This window comes from Roseateles sp., assembly GCF_039595295.1.
Lineage (GTDB): Bacteria > Pseudomonadota > Gammaproteobacteria > Burkholderiales > Burkholderiaceae_C > Roseateles.
The window spans coordinates 1-17,377 of sequence record NZ_JBCNLU010000009.1 but is presented as its reverse complement, the minus strand read 5'-3'; the positions used below and the strand labels follow the sequence as shown (position 1 = coordinate 17,377).

14 protein-coding genes are annotated in these 17,377 nt (G+C 70.3%); 6 read left to right on the top strand and 8 right to left on the bottom strand.

From position 1 onward, the window contains the following. Positions 1–29 precede the first annotated feature (29 nt). Positions 30–1,013, top strand: a complete 984-nt coding sequence (locus ABDW59_RS08985; protein ID WP_343629356.1) for a tripartite tricarboxylate transporter substrate-binding protein — start codon at positions 30–32, stop codon at positions 1,011–1,013. Between the two features lie 25 nt (positions 1,014–1,038). Here ABDW59_RS08985 and ABDW59_RS08980 read toward each other — a convergent pair whose 3' ends face one another. Next, the gene (locus ABDW59_RS08980) at positions 1,039–1,950 is read right to left on the bottom strand and encodes a LysR family transcriptional regulator (RefSeq protein ID WP_343629355.1); all 912 of its coding nucleotides are present in this window, start codon (positions 1,948–1,950) and stop codon (positions 1,039–1,041) included. A 259-nt stretch (positions 1,951–2,209) separates the two neighbouring features. Here ABDW59_RS08980 and ABDW59_RS08975 point away from each other — a divergent pair, with 259 nt between their 5' ends. From ABDW59_RS08975 to ABDW59_RS08960, 4 genes are all read left to right on the top strand, one after another. Continuing rightward, the gene (locus ABDW59_RS08975) at positions 2,210–3,772 is read left to right on the top strand and encodes an AMP-binding protein (protein WP_343629354.1); all 1,563 of its coding nucleotides are present in this window, start codon (positions 2,210–2,212) and stop codon (positions 3,770–3,772) included. A gap of 2 nt (positions 3,773–3,774) precedes the next feature. After that, positions 3,775–4,941 (top strand): acyl-CoA dehydrogenase family protein, encoded by a 1,167-nt coding sequence (locus ABDW59_RS08970; protein WP_343629353.1) that lies wholly within the window; start codon positions 3,775–3,777, stop codon positions 4,939–4,941. Between the two features lie 4 nt (positions 4,942–4,945). Continuing rightward, complete coding sequence (locus tag ABDW59_RS08965; RefSeq protein ID WP_343629352.1) at positions 4,946–6,352, top strand: MFS transporter; 1,407 nt, start codon at positions 4,946–4,948, stop codon at positions 6,350–6,352. A 68-nt stretch (positions 6,353–6,420) separates the two neighbouring features. Further along, a complete protein-coding gene (locus ABDW59_RS08960; protein ID WP_343629349.1) occupies positions 6,421–8,400 on the top strand; it encodes an alkyl sulfatase dimerization domain-containing protein in 1,980 nt (659 codons plus the stop codon). Here the strand turns inward: ABDW59_RS08960 and ABDW59_RS08955 are convergent, their stop codons facing one another. From ABDW59_RS08955 to ABDW59_RS08925, 7 genes are all read right to left on the bottom strand, one after another. Beyond that, positions 8,401–8,898 (bottom strand): hypothetical protein, encoded by a 498-nt coding sequence (locus ABDW59_RS08955; protein ID WP_343629347.1) that lies wholly within the window; start codon positions 8,896–8,898, stop codon positions 8,401–8,403. It abuts the gene before it with no gap. Positions 8,899–8,974: 76 nt separating this feature from the next. After that, positions 8,975–9,415 (bottom strand): hypothetical protein, encoded by a 441-nt coding sequence (locus ABDW59_RS08950; protein WP_343629346.1) that lies wholly within the window; start codon positions 9,413–9,415, stop codon positions 8,975–8,977. A 122-nt stretch (positions 9,416–9,537) separates the two neighbouring features. After that, the gene (locus ABDW59_RS08945; RefSeq protein ID WP_343629345.1) at positions 9,538–11,943 is read right to left on the bottom strand and encodes a CHAT domain-containing protein; all 2,406 of its coding nucleotides are present in this window, start codon (positions 11,941–11,943) and stop codon (positions 9,538–9,540) included. Next, on the bottom strand, positions 11,940–13,004 hold the full coding sequence (locus ABDW59_RS08940; protein WP_343629343.1) for a histidine kinase: 1,065 nt from the start codon (positions 13,002–13,004) through the stop codon (positions 11,940–11,942). Before ABDW59_RS08940 ends, ABDW59_RS08945 begins: the two co-directional genes overlap by 4 nt. A gap of 1 nt (position 13,005) precedes the next feature. After that, positions 13,006–14,217 (bottom strand): hypothetical protein, encoded by a 1,212-nt coding sequence (locus tag ABDW59_RS08935; protein ID WP_343629342.1) that lies wholly within the window; start codon positions 14,215–14,217, stop codon positions 13,006–13,008. 35 nt (positions 14,218–14,252) lie between these two features. Continuing rightward, a complete protein-coding gene (locus ABDW59_RS08930) occupies positions 14,253–15,527 on the bottom strand; it encodes a hypothetical protein (RefSeq protein WP_343629341.1) in 1,275 nt (424 codons plus the stop codon). A 187-nt stretch (positions 15,528–15,714) separates the two neighbouring features. Continuing rightward, positions 15,715–16,527 carry a LytTR family DNA-binding domain-containing protein gene (locus ABDW59_RS08925; RefSeq protein ID WP_343629340.1) on the bottom strand — a complete coding sequence of 271 codons (813 nt, stop codon included), beginning with the start codon at positions 16,525–16,527 and terminating at the stop codon, positions 15,715–15,717. 251 nt (positions 16,528–16,778) lie between these two features. On the opposite strand from ABDW59_RS08925, the gene ABDW59_RS08920 reads away from it, so the two are divergent. Then, the gene (locus tag ABDW59_RS08920; RefSeq protein WP_343629338.1) at positions 16,779–17,189 is read left to right on the top strand and encodes a DUF3224 domain-containing protein; all 411 of its coding nucleotides are present in this window, start codon (positions 16,779–16,781) and stop codon (positions 17,187–17,189) included. Positions 17,190–17,377 lie beyond the last annotated feature (188 nt).

The window sequence follows — 17,377 nt, the reverse complement described above, 5'->3', positions numbered from 1 at the left end:
TTACCCCTTGGAGAGTCCTGGAGAGAGACATGCGAAAGATTGCAAAGAAGGTCCTGGGCGTCGCGTTGGCGGCGGCATCGATGGCGACGGCGACCGCGGCGCTGGCGGCCTATCCGGACAAGCCGATCACGATGGTCGTGCCCTATGCCACCGGTGGCTCCACCGACGTGATCGCGCGGCTGCTGGCCGAGGCGATGACGCGCGATCTCAACCAGCAGGTGCTGGTCGACAACGCGGGCGGCGCCGGCGGCACCATCGGCACGGCCAAGGTCGTGCGTGCGCCCAACGACGGCTACACGGTGCTGCTGCACAACATGGGCATCGCGACGGCGCCCTCGCTGTATCCGAAGCTCACGTTCGACGTCACGAAAGACCTGGCACCGATCTCGCTGGCCGGCGACGTGCCGATGATCCTGGTCCGCAACAAGGACTTCGCGCCGGCGACGGTCGCGGACCTGATCAAGTACATGAAGGCCAAGCCCGGCGAGGTGCGCTTCTCGCATGCGGGCGTGGGCGCGACGTCGCACCTGTGCGCGATGCTGTTCAACCAGACGGCGCATACGACGGCGACGATGATTCCTTATCGCGGGACCGGGCCGGCGCTTCAGGATCTGATCGCGGGGAACGTCGATCTGATCTGTGATCAACCGGTGGCGACCGGGCCGCATGTGGCGTCGGGGATGCTGAAGGCCTATGCGATGGCGACGAAGGCGCGCGTGCCGCAGCTGCCGAATGTGCCGACCTTCGCGGAGAGCGGACTGCCGGGGTTCGAGCTGGCGGTGTGGCACGGGTTGTATGCGCCGAAGGGGACGTCGCCGGCGATCGTGAATCGGCTCAACCTGGCGCTGCGCCATGCGCTGGCGGATCCGAATGTGGTCAAGCGCTTCCAGGAGATGGGCGTGGTCGTGCCGGTGGACAGCCGACTGACGCCGCAGGCGCTGAGCACGCAGACGGCGGCGGAGATCAAGAAGTGGGCGCCGGTGATCAAGGCGGCGGGGGATAAGGCGGAGTGAGCCTCTGAACTCCGAACGGCGCGCGTCACGACGCGCGCCGTCTCCCCGTCCCGAACTCGTCCTTCAACAACTCCTCCATCCTCTCCAACAACGGCGAGCGATGCCCATGCCTGCGGGTGATCCACCCGATCCTACGCTTCAACGCCGGCAACGCGATCGGCAGCGGCCTCAACCCGATCGACGCCAGCGGCTCCAGCGACCAGCTGCTGCTCAGCGTCAGCAACGGCGTCCCGCACAGCAGCCGCATCGTGTTCAGATTCGTCGCCGCGGCCTCGATCCTCACGGTCAGCGGCGGCAGGCCCGACACCTGCACCAGCCGCTCCAGCTCCCGCCGCAGCCGGGTGTCCGCCGGCGGCAGCAGCCAAGGCTGAGCCGCGATGTCCGCGACACCCAAAGCCTTGCGCTTCCTCAGCGCGTGCCCCGCATCCGCCATCACCTGCAGCTCGTCGTCGCACAGCCGCAGCGCCTCCAGCTGCGCCGGCATCGGCTGCGGCAAGGGCGCGACCACCGCGTCCACCTCGCCCGCGTCCAGATCCGCCAGCAGGTAGTGCATCAGCCGCTCGCTGAGGTGAATGCGCGCCACCGGCCGCTCCATCAGCAGCCGTCGCACCACCCGCATCAGCCGCTCCACGTCCGTCGACGGGCTGTAGCCGATGCGCAGAATGCCGAGCTCCCCGGTCTTCATCTGATGCAGCTCGCTGAGCGTGTCGTCGTACTCGAGCTGGATGCGACGGGCGCGGCGAAGGAAGGCCAGGCCCGCCTCTGTCGGCATCACGCCTTTGGGATGACGCTCGAAGAGCGGTAAGCCCGCCAGCGCTTCGAGTCGTGCCAACGCGCGTGTCAACGCCGATTGCGTCAGCCCCAGCGCCTCCGCCGCACGGCCTACGTGCCGGTGCTCCGCCACGGCGACGAGGTAGTCGATGTCGTTCAGGTTCATGAGGTTTCCTTCATCGAGCGCGAAGACCCTCTCCCCCGCCCTCTCCCGCAAGCGGGAGAGGGAGTCAGAGTGGCCGCGCGATCTCCGATTGGCCCCCCACTCCCGCAACGCGGGAGAGGGAGTCATCCGGCACCGCGCGCTTGGCAGTCCGCGACTCGATGACAAATTCTCATCGCAATGTGCCATACCGTGCGTTGCGGGAATGTCCCGCCCGTTCCAGACTGCATCGCACTTGCAGTCACAACAACGGAGACAACCCATGACCACGTGGGACATCTGCAGGCACATCCGGAACGGCGCGCGCTTCTGGGGCGAGCGGCCGGCCGTCGTGTGCGGCAACGACAGCATCAGCTTTCGCGAGCTCGACACCCGCAGCAATCGCCTCGCCGCCGCGCTGATCGGATTGGGGCTGTCCAAGGGCGACCGCGTCGCCGTGCAGTCGCGCAACGCGACCGCGCTGGTGGTGCTGGAAACCGCGCTCTTCAAGGCCGGTCTGGTGAAGGTCGCGCTCAACGCCCGCTTTACCGAGGACGAGGCCCGCGACGTCGCCGAAAGCGCCGAGCCGCTGGTCTTCCTCGCCGGCGCCGGCTTCACCCATCGCGGCCCGGACACGCCCGGCTTCGCCTCCGTGCGCCACTTCATCAGCCTCGCCGGCCCGGCCGACGGCCACCTCGACGCCGAGGCCCTGATGGCCGCCGCCCCCGACGCTCCGGTCCATGTCCCCGTGTCGGAGGACGACCTCGCCGTCCTGCATTTCTCTTCCGGCTCGACCGGCAAGATCAAGGCCGCGATGCAGACCTTCGGCAACCGCCGCGCGTGCATCCGCAAGGTGCTGTTCCGCAACGAAGGCGCGCCCCGGCCTGGCGACCGCATCGCGCTGGTCGGTCCGATCACGCATGCGAGCGGCATGCTGATGCAGCCTTTCCTCTACGCCGGCGCGACGCTCCACCTCTTCGACCGCTTCCAGCCGAAGGCCTTCCTCGAGGCGATCGGCGAGCACCGCATCACCCACGCCTTCATGGTGCCCGCCATGATCCACGCGCTGCTGGAAGAGCCCTTCCTCGACCAGGCCGATCTCTCCAGCCTGCGCCAGCTCAGCTACGGCGCCGCGCCGATGGCGCCGGCCCGCGTCGAGGAGGCCTGGCGCCGCATCGGCCCCGTGCTGGCCCAGGGCTACGGACTGAGCGAGTCCACCTCCGCCGTGGCCTCGCTGTCCACCCGCGATCACGCCGAGGCACTGGCGAGCGCGCCGCATCGTCTCGCGTCCTGCGGCCGACCCTACGGCGAGACCGAGGTGCGCGTCGTCGACGAGCAGGGCCGCGAAGTCCCGGTCGGCGAGATCGGCGAGATCGTCATCCGTGGCGAAGACGTCTTCGCCGGCTACTGGCGCGAGCCGGCGCTGAGCGCCGAGGCGGTGCGCGACGGCTGGCTGCTGACCGGCGACCTCGCGCGCCGCGATGAACAAGGCTTCCTCTACATCGTCGACCGCAAGAAGGACATGGTGGTTTCGGGCGGATTCAACGTCTATCCGACCGAGGTGGAGGCGGTGCTCTATCGCCACCCCGATGTCTACGAGGCCTGCGTCATTGGCGTGCCCGACGCCCGCTGGGGCGAGGCGGTGAAGGCGGTCGTCGTGCCGCGCGGCGGGGCCGGCGTCGATGCCGACGCGCTCATCGCCCATTGCCGCCGCTACCTCGCCGACTACAAGTCCCCGCGCAGCGTGGAGATCGTCACGGCGCTGCCCAAGAACGCCAACGGCAAGATCGCTCGCAAGGAAGTCCGTCAGCCCTTCTGGGCCGGTCACGAGCGCCAGGTCCATTGAGGATGAACATGAGCATCACCCGCCCCGTCTACGACGACCTGCGCACCCGCGCGCTGCGCTTCATCGAGGAAGAGCTGTTGCCGCTGGAACGCAAGCTCGGCCTCCAACCCGACGACCCGTTGCCGCGCGAGGTGCTGCGCGACATCTGGAAGCGCTCGCATGCGCTGGGGCTGCTCACGGCGGCGATGCCGACGGAGCTCGGCGGCCCCGGGCTGACGACGGTGGAGCTGTGTCTGCTCAAGGCGGAGCTGGCCTCGACCGGTGCGCTCTTCGCGATGCACGTGCTGGGCGAGCTCAGCGGACCGCCGCGCATCGGCAACCTGATGGCGATCGCCACGGCGGACCAGCGCGCGCGCTTCCTGACGCCGGTGATGAACGGCGACAAGGGCGTGTGCTTCGCGATGACCGAGCCGCATTCGGGTTCCGACGCCGCCAGCATCCGCACCCGCGCCGAGCGCGACGGCGAGGACCTGATCATCACCGGCCAGAAGCACTTCATCACCGGCAGCCCCTTCGCGGACATCGCCATCGTGATGTGCGTGACGGACCCCGAAGCGGGTCCCAAGGGCATCACCGCGGTCTTCGTCGAGCTCGACGCGCCGGGCGTGCGCGTCGATTCGAGCTACGTGCCCATGTCGGGTCAGCACATCGACGCCGACATCCATTTCGACCAGGTCCGCGTTCCCGTCAGCAACGTGATCGGCGGCTTCGGCACCGGTCTGCGGCTGGGCATGGCGCGCATCCATCTGAACCGGCTGCTGCATACGGCGACGATGATCGGCATCGCGCGCAGGGTGCATCGGATGTCCATCGCCTATGCCTGCGAGCGGCAGCAGTTCGGCGGACCGATCGCGCGCTTCCAGGCGATCCAGCACATGCTGGCGGACATGCAGACCGAGCTCTTCGCCTGCGAAAGCATGATGCTGAACGCGGCCATGCGCGCCGATGCCGGCGATCCGCTCAAGTGGGAGGCCTCGGCCTGCAAGCTCTTCATCAGCGAGCGCTGTTTTGCCATCGCCGATCGCGCGGTGCAGATCCACGGCAATGTGGGCGTGACGCAGAACCATCCGGTGGAGCTGGCCTTCCGACAGCTGCGGATGATGCGCATCCTGACGGGGACCAGCGAGATCCAGCGCAACACCATCGCGCGCGAGATCCTGCCGGGGTGAGGCCATGAGCAAGGCCTATCAACCCAGGCGCGCCTGGACCGTCGCCGGTCTGCTGGCGCTGATGATGACGACCAACTTCCTCGACAAGGTGGTGCTGGGCCTGGTCGCGGTGCCGATGATGGCGGAGCTGCGGCTTATGCCGACCGAGTTCGGCCTGATCGGCGGCAGCTTCTACTGGCTGTTCGCGATCGGGGCGGTGGCGGGCGGCTTCGCGGCCAACCGCATTCCGGCGCGTCGGGTGCTGATGGCCATCGCGCTGTCCTGGGCGGTGATCCAGTTGCCGCTGGCGATCTCGGGATCGCTGGTGGCCTTCGTCGTTTGCCGCGTGCTGCTCGGGCTGACCGAGGGGCCGGCCTCGCCGGTCGCGACGCACGCGCTGTGCAAGTGGTTCCCGGATCAGCGTCGCAGCCTGCCGGTGGCGCTGCTGCATCAGGGCAGCTCGGCGGGGCTGCTGATCGCCGGCCTGGCGATCCCGCAGATCACTGCGCACTGGGGCTGGCGCGCCAACTTCGTGGTGCTGACCGCGATCGGCCTGCTGTGGTGCGTGGCCTGGTACTTCCTCGGCGCGGAGGGACAGGTTGAGGAGAGCGCCCCGGCCGGCCGTCCCGACCAGACCGCGCCGGCGGCGAGCGAGTCCGTCCGGACGTCGTCGCAGCAGCAGGCTCTGCCGGCGCGCATCCCGTACGCGCGCCTGCTGACCGACCCGACGGTGCTGGGCAACTTCGCGGCGCACTTCGTCGCGCACTGGGTGCTGGCGGCCTCGCTGACCTGGCTGAGCGGCTATCTGCAGCAGGGCCTGGGCTTCGCGCCCATCCATTCCGGCCGGATGTTCGCGCTCTTCATCCTGATCACCGCGCCGGTGAGCCTGGGCCTGGCCTGGGCCTCGCAGCGGCTGGTGCTGGGCGGCATGGCGACGCGGCGCTCGCGGGGCGCTTTCGTCGGCTGGTCGCTGGTCGTCGCGGGGCTGGGCAACTGCGCGCTGCTGTGGCTGGACCTGTCGACCATGCAGCGCTTCTTCATGCTGGCGGTATCCGGTGGCATGACGCTGACGATCAACTCCATCGGCCCGGCGATCCTCGGCGAGGTCGTCCCCCGCGCGCAGCGCGGCGGCGTTCTCGCCATCGGCAACGCGGTCGCCTCGCTGGGCGGGCTGGGCGCGCCGGTGGTGATGGGCTGGCTGATCCAGCGTGCATCGAACGCCGCCGACGCCCCGCGCGCCGCTGCGCTCGGCTACGAGCAGGGCTTCTTCGTCGGCGGACTGCTGCTGATCGCGGGCGGCCTGATCGCGCTGATGACGATGAACCCGCAGCGCTCGGCGCGTCGTCTCGCACGCGGGGCCGAGCCCGAGTCGGCCTCCAAGCCCGATGCCGTGGCCGATGCGGCTCCCCAGGTCAGGCCCGATCCCCTCTGAGCCTTCCGCGTGCTACACCCGGGGAGCGCGGCGAGGCCGCGCGCCGGTCGATTCTTCGAGACATCCCCATGATCCGAACCCTCCATATCGCCGCGCTGGCCACGGCCGGCCTCGCCGCCTCGCTTGCTCCGCTAACGGCGAGCGCCGCCGACGATCCTCGCGGCGACGCGACCCGCTTCACTGTCGACCGCCAGAAAGCCGGTCTTGTCGGTCTCAAGATCGACGATCCCGGCAGCTTCGAGGACGCGCGGCGCGGCTTCGTCGCCGCGCCCAGCGGCCAGATCCTCGACGAGCAGGGCAAGCTGGTCTGGGACTTCGCCGCGCTCGCGTTCACACAGGGCGAGGCGCCGGCCACGGTCAATCCCAGCCTCTGGCGCCAGGCCAAGCTCAATCACCAGCCAGGGCTCTACAAGGTCACCGAGGGCATCTGGCAGCTGCGCGGTTTCGACCTCGCGAACCTGACCGTCATCCAGGGCAAGAGCGGCTGGATCCTGGTCGACCCGCTGACGACGCAGGAGACCGCGGCCGCGGCCCTCGCCTTCGCGCGCAAGCATCTGGGCGAGCAGCCGGTCACCGGCGTCGTCTTCACGCACAGCCATGTGGACCACTTCGGCGGCGCGCTGGGCGTGCTGTCGGCCAAGGAGGCGGCGGATCGCAAGGTTCCCGTCGTCGCGCCGGTGGGCTTCATGGAAGAGGCGACCAGCGAGAACGTGCTGGTCGGGCCGGCGATGTCGCGGCGCGCGGGCTACATGTACGGCGGCCTGCTGCCCAAGGATGCGCGGGGACTGGTGGACACGGGGCTGGGCGCGGGCGTGGCAGCGGGCCGTATCGGCATCCTGCCGCCGACGGTGCTGGTGGACCAGCCGACGCAGCCCATGACCATCGACGGCGTGCGTTTCGTCTTCCACAACGTGCCCGGCACCGAGGCGCCGGCCGAGATGACCTTCGAGCTGCCCGATCTTCGCGCCTTCGGCGCCGCGGAGCTGGTCTCGCAGACGATGCACAACCTCTACACGCTGCGCGGGGCGAAGGTGCGGGACTCCCTGTCCTGGTCGCGCTTCATCGACGAGGCCATCGGTCAGACGGCCGACAAGGACGTGGTCTTCCTGCAGCACGGCTGGCCGGTGTGGGGCCGCGAGCGCATCGACGAGTTCATGGTCTCGCAGCGCGACACCTATCGCTATCTGCACGACCAGACGGTGCGGCTGATCAACGCGGGCAAGACGCCGTCCGAGATCGCGGAGGAGGTGCAGCTGCCGGCCTCGCTGGCGCGGATGTGGAGCTCGCGCGGCTACTACGGGACGGTGAAGCACAACGTGCGCGCGGTCGCGCAGTTCTATGTCGGCTGGTTCGACGCGCATCCTTCGAATCTGGATCCGCTGCCGCCGGTGGAGGCCGCGAGACGCTACGTCGCGCTGGCTGGCGGCGCCGAGGCTGCCACCGCGGTCGCGCGCAAGGCCTATGAGGCGGGCGACTACCGGTGGGCCGCGGAGCTGCTGCGACATGTGGTGCTCGCGGACGACCAGGCGGCGCGGGCGGCGGGCGCGAAGGAGCTGCTGGCCCGGAGCTTCGAGCAGCTCGGCTATGCGGCCGAGTCGGCGCCGTGGCGCAACTTCTATCTGACCGGCGCGCAGGAGCTGCGGTCGGGACCGCCCCAGCGCGGGCCCTCGCGCGCCAGCGTGATGGACATGCTGATGCAGACGCCGATCGAGCAGTTCCTGACGGCGATGGCGGCGTCCCTGAACGGGCCGCGCGCGGACGGCGTGAAGCTGGCGGTGGCCTTCCGATTCAGCGATCTGAACGAGAGCTACGGGCTGTGGATAGAGAACGCCGTGCTGCACCACCGCAAGGGCGCCGCGCCGATGTCGCCAGCGGCGACGCTGACGCTGACCAAGCCGGCCTTCCTGAAGCTGAGCTCGGGCTTGGCGACGCCGATGGACCTGGTGATGTCGGGGGCGCTGAAGGTCGATGGGGACGCGGGCGCGCTGCGGCAGTTCCTGGGGCTGCTGGACAAGCCGGCGACCGGCTTTCCCATCGTGACGCGGTGATCACCGAGGCGTGTCGGCCTTCCACTCCGAGCCATCGGCGAAGCTGACACGCGTGACGGCGGCGCGCGAGCGCGGGCACAGCAGGGGCTTGGCGGCCGATTGGTCGCGCGGGCGGTCGAACTCGCGGCTCATGTCGACGTGGTGCTCGGGCCGGACGGCGCTGTCGCTGATCGTGACGCCGCCGAATTCGCTGAGGACCTCGTAGCCGCCAGCGGCGCGCGGACGCACGCAACCGACCTCGGCCCCGACGATGTCGCGTTGGCTGCGGTTGGTCAGGACCAGATGCAAGACGGCGCCCACGGGCTTGAGCTCCAGCAGCATGGGCGCGGTCGGAAGGTCCAGCCAGTCGGCGGGATAGACCGGTGGCGCCGGGATCTGCGGTGACGGGAGCGACGCCGCATCGGGCGTCTGCGCTCGCCCGATCGACGGGAGGCTCGCGATCATGAGCAGGATCGCGAGACGGGCGGCGGATCGATGACGGAAGGCGACCGGGATCATGGCAACAGGCCTGGGTGAGCGAGACCGGCGAATATGCCATTCGCCTGTTCCGGGCGCGTGAGAGAAGCGTGAAGCCCTAGGGGCGCGCCGAGTCCGCAGCGGACGCGGCGACAGCCTTCAACTGCTCCGCCTCGGCGCTGCTCAAGCCGGGCTTGCCGGTGGCCTCGCGCAGGCAGTTGAGCATCGCGGACGCGGAGCCCGCGGCCTGACAGCGGCGCACCTCGGCCAGCCGCGTGCGCAGATGCGCCAGCCGCTGGCGCAGGGCCTGACGGGCCTCGGGGATCACGCGCAGATCCTGGTCCGGCGCGACGGCGCTCTGACAGGACTCGAGCCGGCGACGCAACGTGTCCTCGACCTGACGCGAAAGACGGGCCAGGTCCTGCGGCCACGCGAGTCCCCATCCCTGCGACACGCAGACCGCGACCGGCAGCGGCACCTCCATGCCCTGCCACGCCGACAACTGACCGGCGCGCAGCAGCAGCTCCCAGTCGTCGATCTCTGCCGAAGGGCGAGCCATGCGCGCGCTCGCGCCCGCATCAGCGACGGCGCCATCTGATGCTGTCGCTGTTGCTTGGAAGGCTGCCGTCAGCAGGACCAGCGCACCTAGCGTGCGCATGCGCTGCCTGTCCCTCATGAACCTCATGTCCCGCTCCCCGACAGCACGAAGCCGGCCCATGCCGATGCCGGGGCGCCCTCCTTGCGCAGCTGGAGCTTGGCGCGGGTGAGCGCCTCGGCCAGCGGCTGCCCCTCGGCCACGGCGCCGTAGAACAGATGCATCAGGCGAGCGGTCTGCGCGCTGGGCACCGGCCACAGCGAGGTCAAGGTCGCGCGCGCACCGGCCAGCTCGGCCGCGTGGCGCAGGCTGGCCAGCCCCTCGTGCGGGTCCAGCACGCCGTTGCCGGTGTCGCAGGCCGACAGCACCACCAGCCGCGTGCCCCGCAGATCCATCGCCTCCAGCTGCGAGGCGCTGAACAGCGGCCCCTGCGCATCCGCGCTCAGCACCAGCGCCGCGAGCTGTCCCGGCATCAGCAGGCGCACCCGCTCCTGGCTGGCGAGGTCGCCCAGCGGCTCCGTCGACAGCAGCGCGCCGTGCGCGGCGACATGCAGGATCGCGGGCCGGCGCACCTGGGCCAGCCGCTCGGGCGTGGCCTCCGCACCCAGCAAGAGCCGCGGTTGCAGGCCCATGCGCCGACCGGCCTCGGCGACATCCGCCGCCTCGGCGCGGGTCTCGGGCAGCGGCGCGGGCACGGCATCGCGCATGCCGCGATCGCGCGCCGCCAAGCTGCCCGGTTTCGCGGCCACGCCCAGCGACTGATCGCCGTAGCGCGGGTCGGCGAGGATGGCGAGCTCGTTGCCCGCCGCGCCATTCGCCGGGTCGGCGGTCGGCCTCAAGTCGATCGCATGATTCACCGCGCTGATCGCGTGCCGTTCCAGCAGCTGCGTGCCGCTCGCGTCGCGCAGCACCTCGAAGGGCAGCAGCGTCAGCAGACCGTCGGCATCGATCAACCAGCGCCGCGCGGCGCTGACCTCCGCCGGCAGCTCGCTCAGCAGTTGCTGGCCGAGCGCGGTCTCGCGCGCCGCGGCGGAGGACGTGTCGCGCTGAGCGCGCCATCCCCGCAGCGCCTGCTCCAGCGCCTGGCGCGGACCGAGGTCGGTCAGACTGACACCGCGCGCCGTCACGGTGAATCGCAGGGTGCGCGCCGGCGTCGGCTCCTGTCTGCCGACGCGGTATTCACTCACCGTCGCGAAGGCGATCAGCGCCTGGTCCGGCGCGAGCGCCGACTGCACACGCCGCAGCGCGGCCTCGGGTTCGGCGATGACGGCATCCAACCCGGCCTGCGCCAAGGTCGGCCGCACCGGCGCCAGCGCCTCGATGTAGCGGTTTTCCCACTCGACGACGCGCATCATCCCCGCCGCACCGGAGGTCTCCAGCATCGGCAGCGCGGCTTCCAGCGCATCGATCTCGCGGCGCGCCTTCGCGATCGCGCTGCCTCCGGTGTCGCGCAACAGGCGACGGCGCTCGGCCAGGTAGCGGCTCGCCAGTCCTTGCGAGGCGACCAGCTCGGCGACGGCGGCCTCGCGGTCTTGCGGCCGGCCCGAGCGCAGCGCGGCGCCCGCCATCGAGCCGGCGATCGCCGCCGTCTGCTGGAAGCCCGAGGCCCGCACGTCGATCGCCGAGGCGAAGCGTCGCAGTTCCTCGCGCGTCCAGCGATTGGCCTGCCGCAGCGCCTCCATGGCCTCGGCCTCGGCGCCGACCTGACGCTGCGCCAGCCCCAGGTGCCAAGCGAAGACCGCGCCGTCATGCACGGCCGCCAGACGCAGATCGGGCGGGCCGCCGTCGACGCGGCGCCGCTCGGCGGACAGCCCGTCGGCGGCGAGCTTCAGCACGTCGGTGCGCCGGCCTTGCAGCGCGCGCAGATCGGCTTCCAGCGCGAGCGGCGACGCGGTCGCCGGCAGGCGCGGACGCAGCGCCCGTTCGATCACGGCGGCATCGGCGCCGGCCAGGTCGAAGAGCATGCGTTGATTCAAGGAGCGCGCGTTCTGGCGCGCCAGATCGAAGGCGGCATTCAGCGCGCGCATCGCTTCGGCGAAGCCGACGGCTTGCCCGTTCGAGGCGGACGGCGCCGGCGGCACCGTCGACAGCAGCATGAGCGCCTGATCGGCGGCGTCGAGCTGGCCGCTGTCCATCAGCGTGCGGGCATAGGCGGGCAGCAGGCTGCGCATCTTCTGCTCGAGCAGCCGCGGGGGAGATCCGGCCGCGGCTTGCAACGCCACCGCGTACTGGCGAGCGGCCTCCGCGGGATCAAGCAACTGCTCGGCCCGATCGGCCAGTTGCGCCGGATCGGGCGCCTGCGGCGACGCGCGGCCCATCGCGCCGGCGGGCATGCCGGGGAACTGCGGTTGCGCAGGGACGGTCGTCGCCGTCATCAGCAGCGAGACGGCGACGACCAGGGTGGTCGCCGCAGCCGTCGCCGTGCGCGCCCGTGGCCGCCAAGCGGTCGGCGAGGACCGAGCCCATGGGGGTGTTCCGGCCATCGTCGTCATGGGGCGTAGGTCCATTCAATCTGCACGCGCACGCCGCCCTCGGGCTCCGCCGAGATGCGCAGCAACGCATCGTCGCCATGCAGCAGGCGCAGGCGTTCGCGAATGTTGCTCAGGCCCAGGCCGGTGCCGGCCGTGCGGGGTTTGGGCTGCAGGCCCACGCCGTTGTCGCGCACTTCCAGCCGCAGCCGGCCGGGACCGGCTTCGCTGGCGCGGACCCACATCCGAACCGGCCCGGTCTGCGGCTCCAGACCGTGCTTGATGGCGTTCTCCACCAGCGGCTGCAGCAGCAGCGACGGGCAGGCCGCGTCGCGCAGCGTCGGCGGCAGATCCAGGTCGAAGTCGAAGCGATCGCCCATGCGCAGCCGCATGAGCTGCAGGTAGGCGTCGATGGAGGCGAACTCGGCCTTCAGCGTGGTGGCCTGATCGCGGCGGTCCGCGACGATGGAGCGCAGATAGGTCGTCAGCAGCTCCAGCATGCGCTGCGCCCGGTCGGCGTCGTGGCGCATCAGGTAGCCCAGCGCCCCCAGCGTGTTCCACAGGAAATGCGGCTCCACCTGCGCCTTGAGCAGCCGCAGCTCGGTCTGCGCGAGCTCCCGATCCCGCTCGGCCAGTTCGGCCCGGGCGTTGGCCGCGTCGCGCTCGGAGGCCACGCGCTGGGCCGCGCTGCGGGCGGCGCGGCCCCAGGCCCGGGCGGCGACCGCCAGCACCGCGCCCAGCAGCAGCAGCACGATCCATTCGCTCACCCGGTCGGCGGCGTAGAGGCGATCGGCCCAGCCGGCCGGCAGCAGCAGCGCCAGCGGCGCGCTCAGGGCGAAGACCAGCACCACGCCCAGCACGCCCTCCAGCACGCTGCGCCAGGCCGAGGCCCAGGCCGCCTGCGTCGGTTGCAGCGGACGCAGCAGCCGGGCGCCGGCCCAGCCCAGCGCGGTGGCCAGGCACACGCCGGTCAGCAGACCGCGCATCGGCACCGTGTCTTGGGACGCCAGGTCCAGCAGCACCAGCCCCAGCAGCACGACCGCGGGGACGATGACGGCGCTCAGCCGCGCGGCGAGTCGGCGCATCTCAGCCGCCGCAGGCGTTGGTGGTGGTGTCCCAGTCCCAGTTGCTGGTCATCGGGTTGTAGCGCCGCGGCGCCTGCCAGCGTTCCTGCCGGCCGTCCTCGAAGGTGCGCAGGCAGTTGCCGTTCACGCAGTCGTTGCGGCAGCGCAGGACATTGCGCGAGGTCGTCGTCGATTGCACGACCGGGCGTTGCGCCGGACGCTGGGCGTCGCGCTGCGCCTCGCGCTTGACCTTGGCGGCTTGGTCGGCGTCGAACTTGGCCACGGCCTTCTGGAGGTCCTCCAGCTTGGGATAGGTCTGGCCCGCCTCGGTACCGTACTTGTAGAGGTCGGGCAGGTCCTTCTCGTAGCCGTCGCGCAGCAAGGTCATCGCGTCGCTGAAGACGCCGCCGACGCAGCTGCCCTCGCCGGCCTTGGGCACCCGGTACTGGGCTTTCAGATTGGGCGGCACATAAGCGTTCTTGCCGTCCGGGCTGTAGGCCGTGATGCCGGTCAGCATCAGGCAGTAGGGATGGCCCTCGATGGTCTTGGTGTCGCGCAGATAGGCGTACACGCTGAACTTGCGGTGGTCCAGCACCGTGGTCCAGCGGTCGCTCAGGGTGTCGGCGATCGCCTGCTTGCCGGAGTCGCTCAAGCCCTGCGTCATGTGGTTGAGGACGCCCTTCTCGCGGCGCTGAGGGGCGAAGCGGGGCTTGGCTGAATCCGAGGTGCGGTCGAAGGCGATCTTCAGTTCGTCGGGCGAGAAGTAGCCGTTGCGTTCGTCGGCCAGCGTCTTGAGCGCGGCGACGAAGGCGCGCTCGCAGGTCGCGGCCGGGGTCTCCTGCGGGCGTCGCTCCGCCACCTGCCACGAGTTGGCGTAAGAGATGCGCTGCATCCGGTCCGGCTTGGGCGCGACCGCGGTGCCCACCTCGATGTAGCAGTCGCCCGACTTGAACGAGAAGGGCAACACGCTGATCGAGACGCCGGCCTCTCGCAGGGCCTGGACCTGCGCGGGGGAGACCAGGGGCCGCGCCAGTTCCCGGACGCGATCCAGGCTGATGCCGTCATCCAGGAAGGTCATGAAGATGGGCGCGCCTGCGGGGGTCGCGGCCGGTGCGGAGGCGGCGGTTTGCGCCTGGGCCGGGCCGTTCAGGCCGACGGTCATCACGGCGGCGGTGAGGGCGACCTGCGCGAAGCGGCGCGCCAGACGATGGGGGTGTTGGATCGGGAGAGTCATGGAAGAAATCCTCGAGGGCATGCGGGGATCGGGGCTCATTGCGGCTTGACGGCGGCGTCGGCCTGCACGGCGACGGACTGGCCGAACAGCGCGGCCACGTCCTCGACCGACTCGCGCGACAGACCCATCTGGGCGCTTACCCCGACGCGGCCGTCCGGCAGCTGACGCGAGTTCCAGTTGGCGATGCCCAGTGCGCGCGAGAACACGGTGACGCGGCGCTCATCGGCCAGGCTGATGGCTTCGAGCTTGCTGATGTTGTCTTCCATCGTCAGCGCGACGGGGCCTTGCGAGGTGGCGTACCAGGCCAGGCGCCAGTAGTAATGCTGGCGGTTGGGCATGCCGTCCTGGCCGTAGAGCGACTCGACCAGATCGAGGCGGTCGCACTGCGCGATCCAGCGATTGCGCTGACGGCACTGGCTGAGGAACTGGGCCTGCTTGTCGTCCAGCGAGATGTGCAGCGGCAGCGTCTTGCGGGATTCGAGGTGGTAGAGCGCGTAATCGGCGTCGCCCTTGGTCACGCCGACCGTGGCGCCCAGCTGCTTGACCGCGCCGAAGAGCCCGCCCAGCGCGGTGCCGGCGAGCACGCCGCCCTCGGCCTCCTTGGTCTCGCGGCGCTTCTCCAGCAGCACCCAGCGGGTCGCGGCGACGTTACCGTTCTGATGCGCGGCCAGCATGAAGTTCTCCGGCAGGCCGAAGGACTTCAGACCCGCGCCCGCGGTGTACATGAACATCGCGTTCTCACGGGCGATGTTGAAGCCGCGCGGCGAGAGGTTCAGGCCGTTGCCGGCCACGCGCACGCCGGTGACGGTCTCCACCGTCCACACGCCCTGCTGGCGACGGGCGGTGGCCACGGTCAGCGGCGCGCCCGTGCCGTAGCGCATCACCTTGATCACGTACTGGCCGGGGCCCATCTCGGCGAGATAGGCGGCGTCGCCGGTCTGGCTGTCCACGGCGTACTTGAGGATCACGCCTTCGGGGTCGAGGACGCGGTCGCCGCCGATGCTGAAGCCGTCGCGGAAGCCCTCGATCGCATAGGGCCCCTGGCCGGCGGCCCAGCCGCCGATCTGCTCGGCCAGCTGCGTCTCGGGAATGGCGGCGGGACGTTGCTGCTGCAGGGGCTGCTGCTGTTGGGCGTAGCCCGGGTAGGGCATCTGGCCGCCGCCCTGCTGTTGCTGCTGCATGCGTTGCATCAGCATCTGCATGAGCTGGTTGGGATCGGGCTGCTGGGTTTGAGCCTGGGCCTGGACGGCGCCGCACAGCGCGAGGGCGGCGACGGTGGGCAGCAGCGAGAAGCGGGCGATGGAGGTCATGGGGTGGTGGGCGTCAAGGGAATCGGAAGGGATGGGAGGCATCCTCGTCGTGGCGGCGGACGAAGGCCGCTGCGGCGTGACGAACCTGGGGCACGCGCCGACCAGCGTGGCGCTGCGCGGATGAACGTGGAGAACCTGGCGAAGCGGTGAGGGTCGGGATGAGCGCGGGCCGCGAGGGCGGCTCGGCTCACATCGCGCGGAACAGGCCGTGGTTGGCGGCGGAGACGCGCAGGCGCTCGGGGCGGCCTTTGAGCTCGATCTCCACCCGGTCGTCGATGCGATGGATGCTGCGGATGTAGCGCCGGTTCACCACGACGCTGCGATGCGTCTGGAGGAAGAGCTCCGGCCGGGCCGCATCGAGGATCTCCTTGAGCGGCAGCCGCACCAGGCCGTCGCAGTCGTCGGCGACGACGCGGGTGTACTTGGTGTCGGACTCGAAGTAGATGACGTCCTCGAGGTGGACCAGCCGGATCTGCTGCCCGACGGCCACCTGCAGCCAGTCCAGCGCGGGCGGGGCGGCTGCCAGGCTCGTCGAGGGCGTGGCCGTGTCGGGGTCGGCGTGGGGCGTGACGCCAGCGGCATTCGCCGCGCTCAGCGTGCGCAGCGCCTCGCGCAGGCGGTCGAGTTCTTCGTGCGGGTCCTGGGAGAGTTGCTCGCGCAGCTTGCCGACGACGCGGGCGAGCCGGGGCAGGTCGACGGGCTTGAGCAGGTAGTCCACCGCGTTGGCCTCGAAGGCCTCGATGGCGTGGTTGTCATGGGCGGTGACGATGACGACGCGGGTGCGGGTGGTCAACGCGCGGGCGACTTCCAGGCCGGTCATGCCGGGCATGCGGATGTCGAGGAAGGCGAGGTCGGGCTTGAGCGCCTCGATGCGCGCCAGGGCGGTGGGGCCGTCCTCGGCGTCCTCCAGCCAGCTGAGCTCGGGCCAGACTTGGCTGAGCCGCTCCTTCAACAATGAACGCATCAGCGGCTCGTCGTCCGCGATCAAGGCCCTCGGCATCCGTTTCCCCCTCCGTGGGATGCATGTTCTTGTTGCCGTGGCGCCTGCGTTGTCCCGAGGTCACCACAACTGCTTACATTCATCCTAAGGGGCCGATGAGGGCGTCTTGGCGAGTTCAGGCGCGCGGGCGCAGCAGGATGGGAGGGGGTGTGAATTGATGCACGGGGCCGGATGCACGGGTGTGCGAAGCGGCGTTGTCGGGAGGCGGCGCGTATGCTGACGCCCTCCTTCAACGAGACGGATTCGATGCCATGACGCAGACCGCCACAGGCACTTTCGACGTGAAGATGACGCCCCAGCCGGCGACCCCGGATCACGAGGCCTCGCAGATCGGCCGTCTGGCGCTGAGCAAGCGCTTCCACGGGGACCTGGAGGGGACGAGTCTGGGAGAGATGCTCGCGTTCCGGACGGCGGTCGCCGGGTCGGCGGGCTACGTCGCGATGGAGCGGGTGGAAGGCAAGCTCGCCGGGCGCGAGGGCAGCTTCGTGCTGATGCACACCGGCGAGATGAACCGCGGGCAGCCTTCGCTGGTCGTGCAGGTGGTGCCGGATTCAGGCACCGGCGGGCTGCAGGGGCTCAGCGGGAGGCTGAGCATCGACGTGCGGGAGGGGACGCATTTTTATGAGCTGGTGTATGAGCTCTCTTCTCCGAGCACCGTGTGAAGCGCTACGGATTGAGCGATCCTGGGCAGATGGGACGTCCGGTGCGAACTATTAAGTATTCCTGAATAGTTGCTCGCGACCTCGTCGATAGGGGGCGCTCAAACAGAAATGGCCCATCCCGCAAGAGATGAGCCATTCCTCATTGCCGCATGGCGGCGACCAGATCCTCCGGGAACTCCGGACGTAGG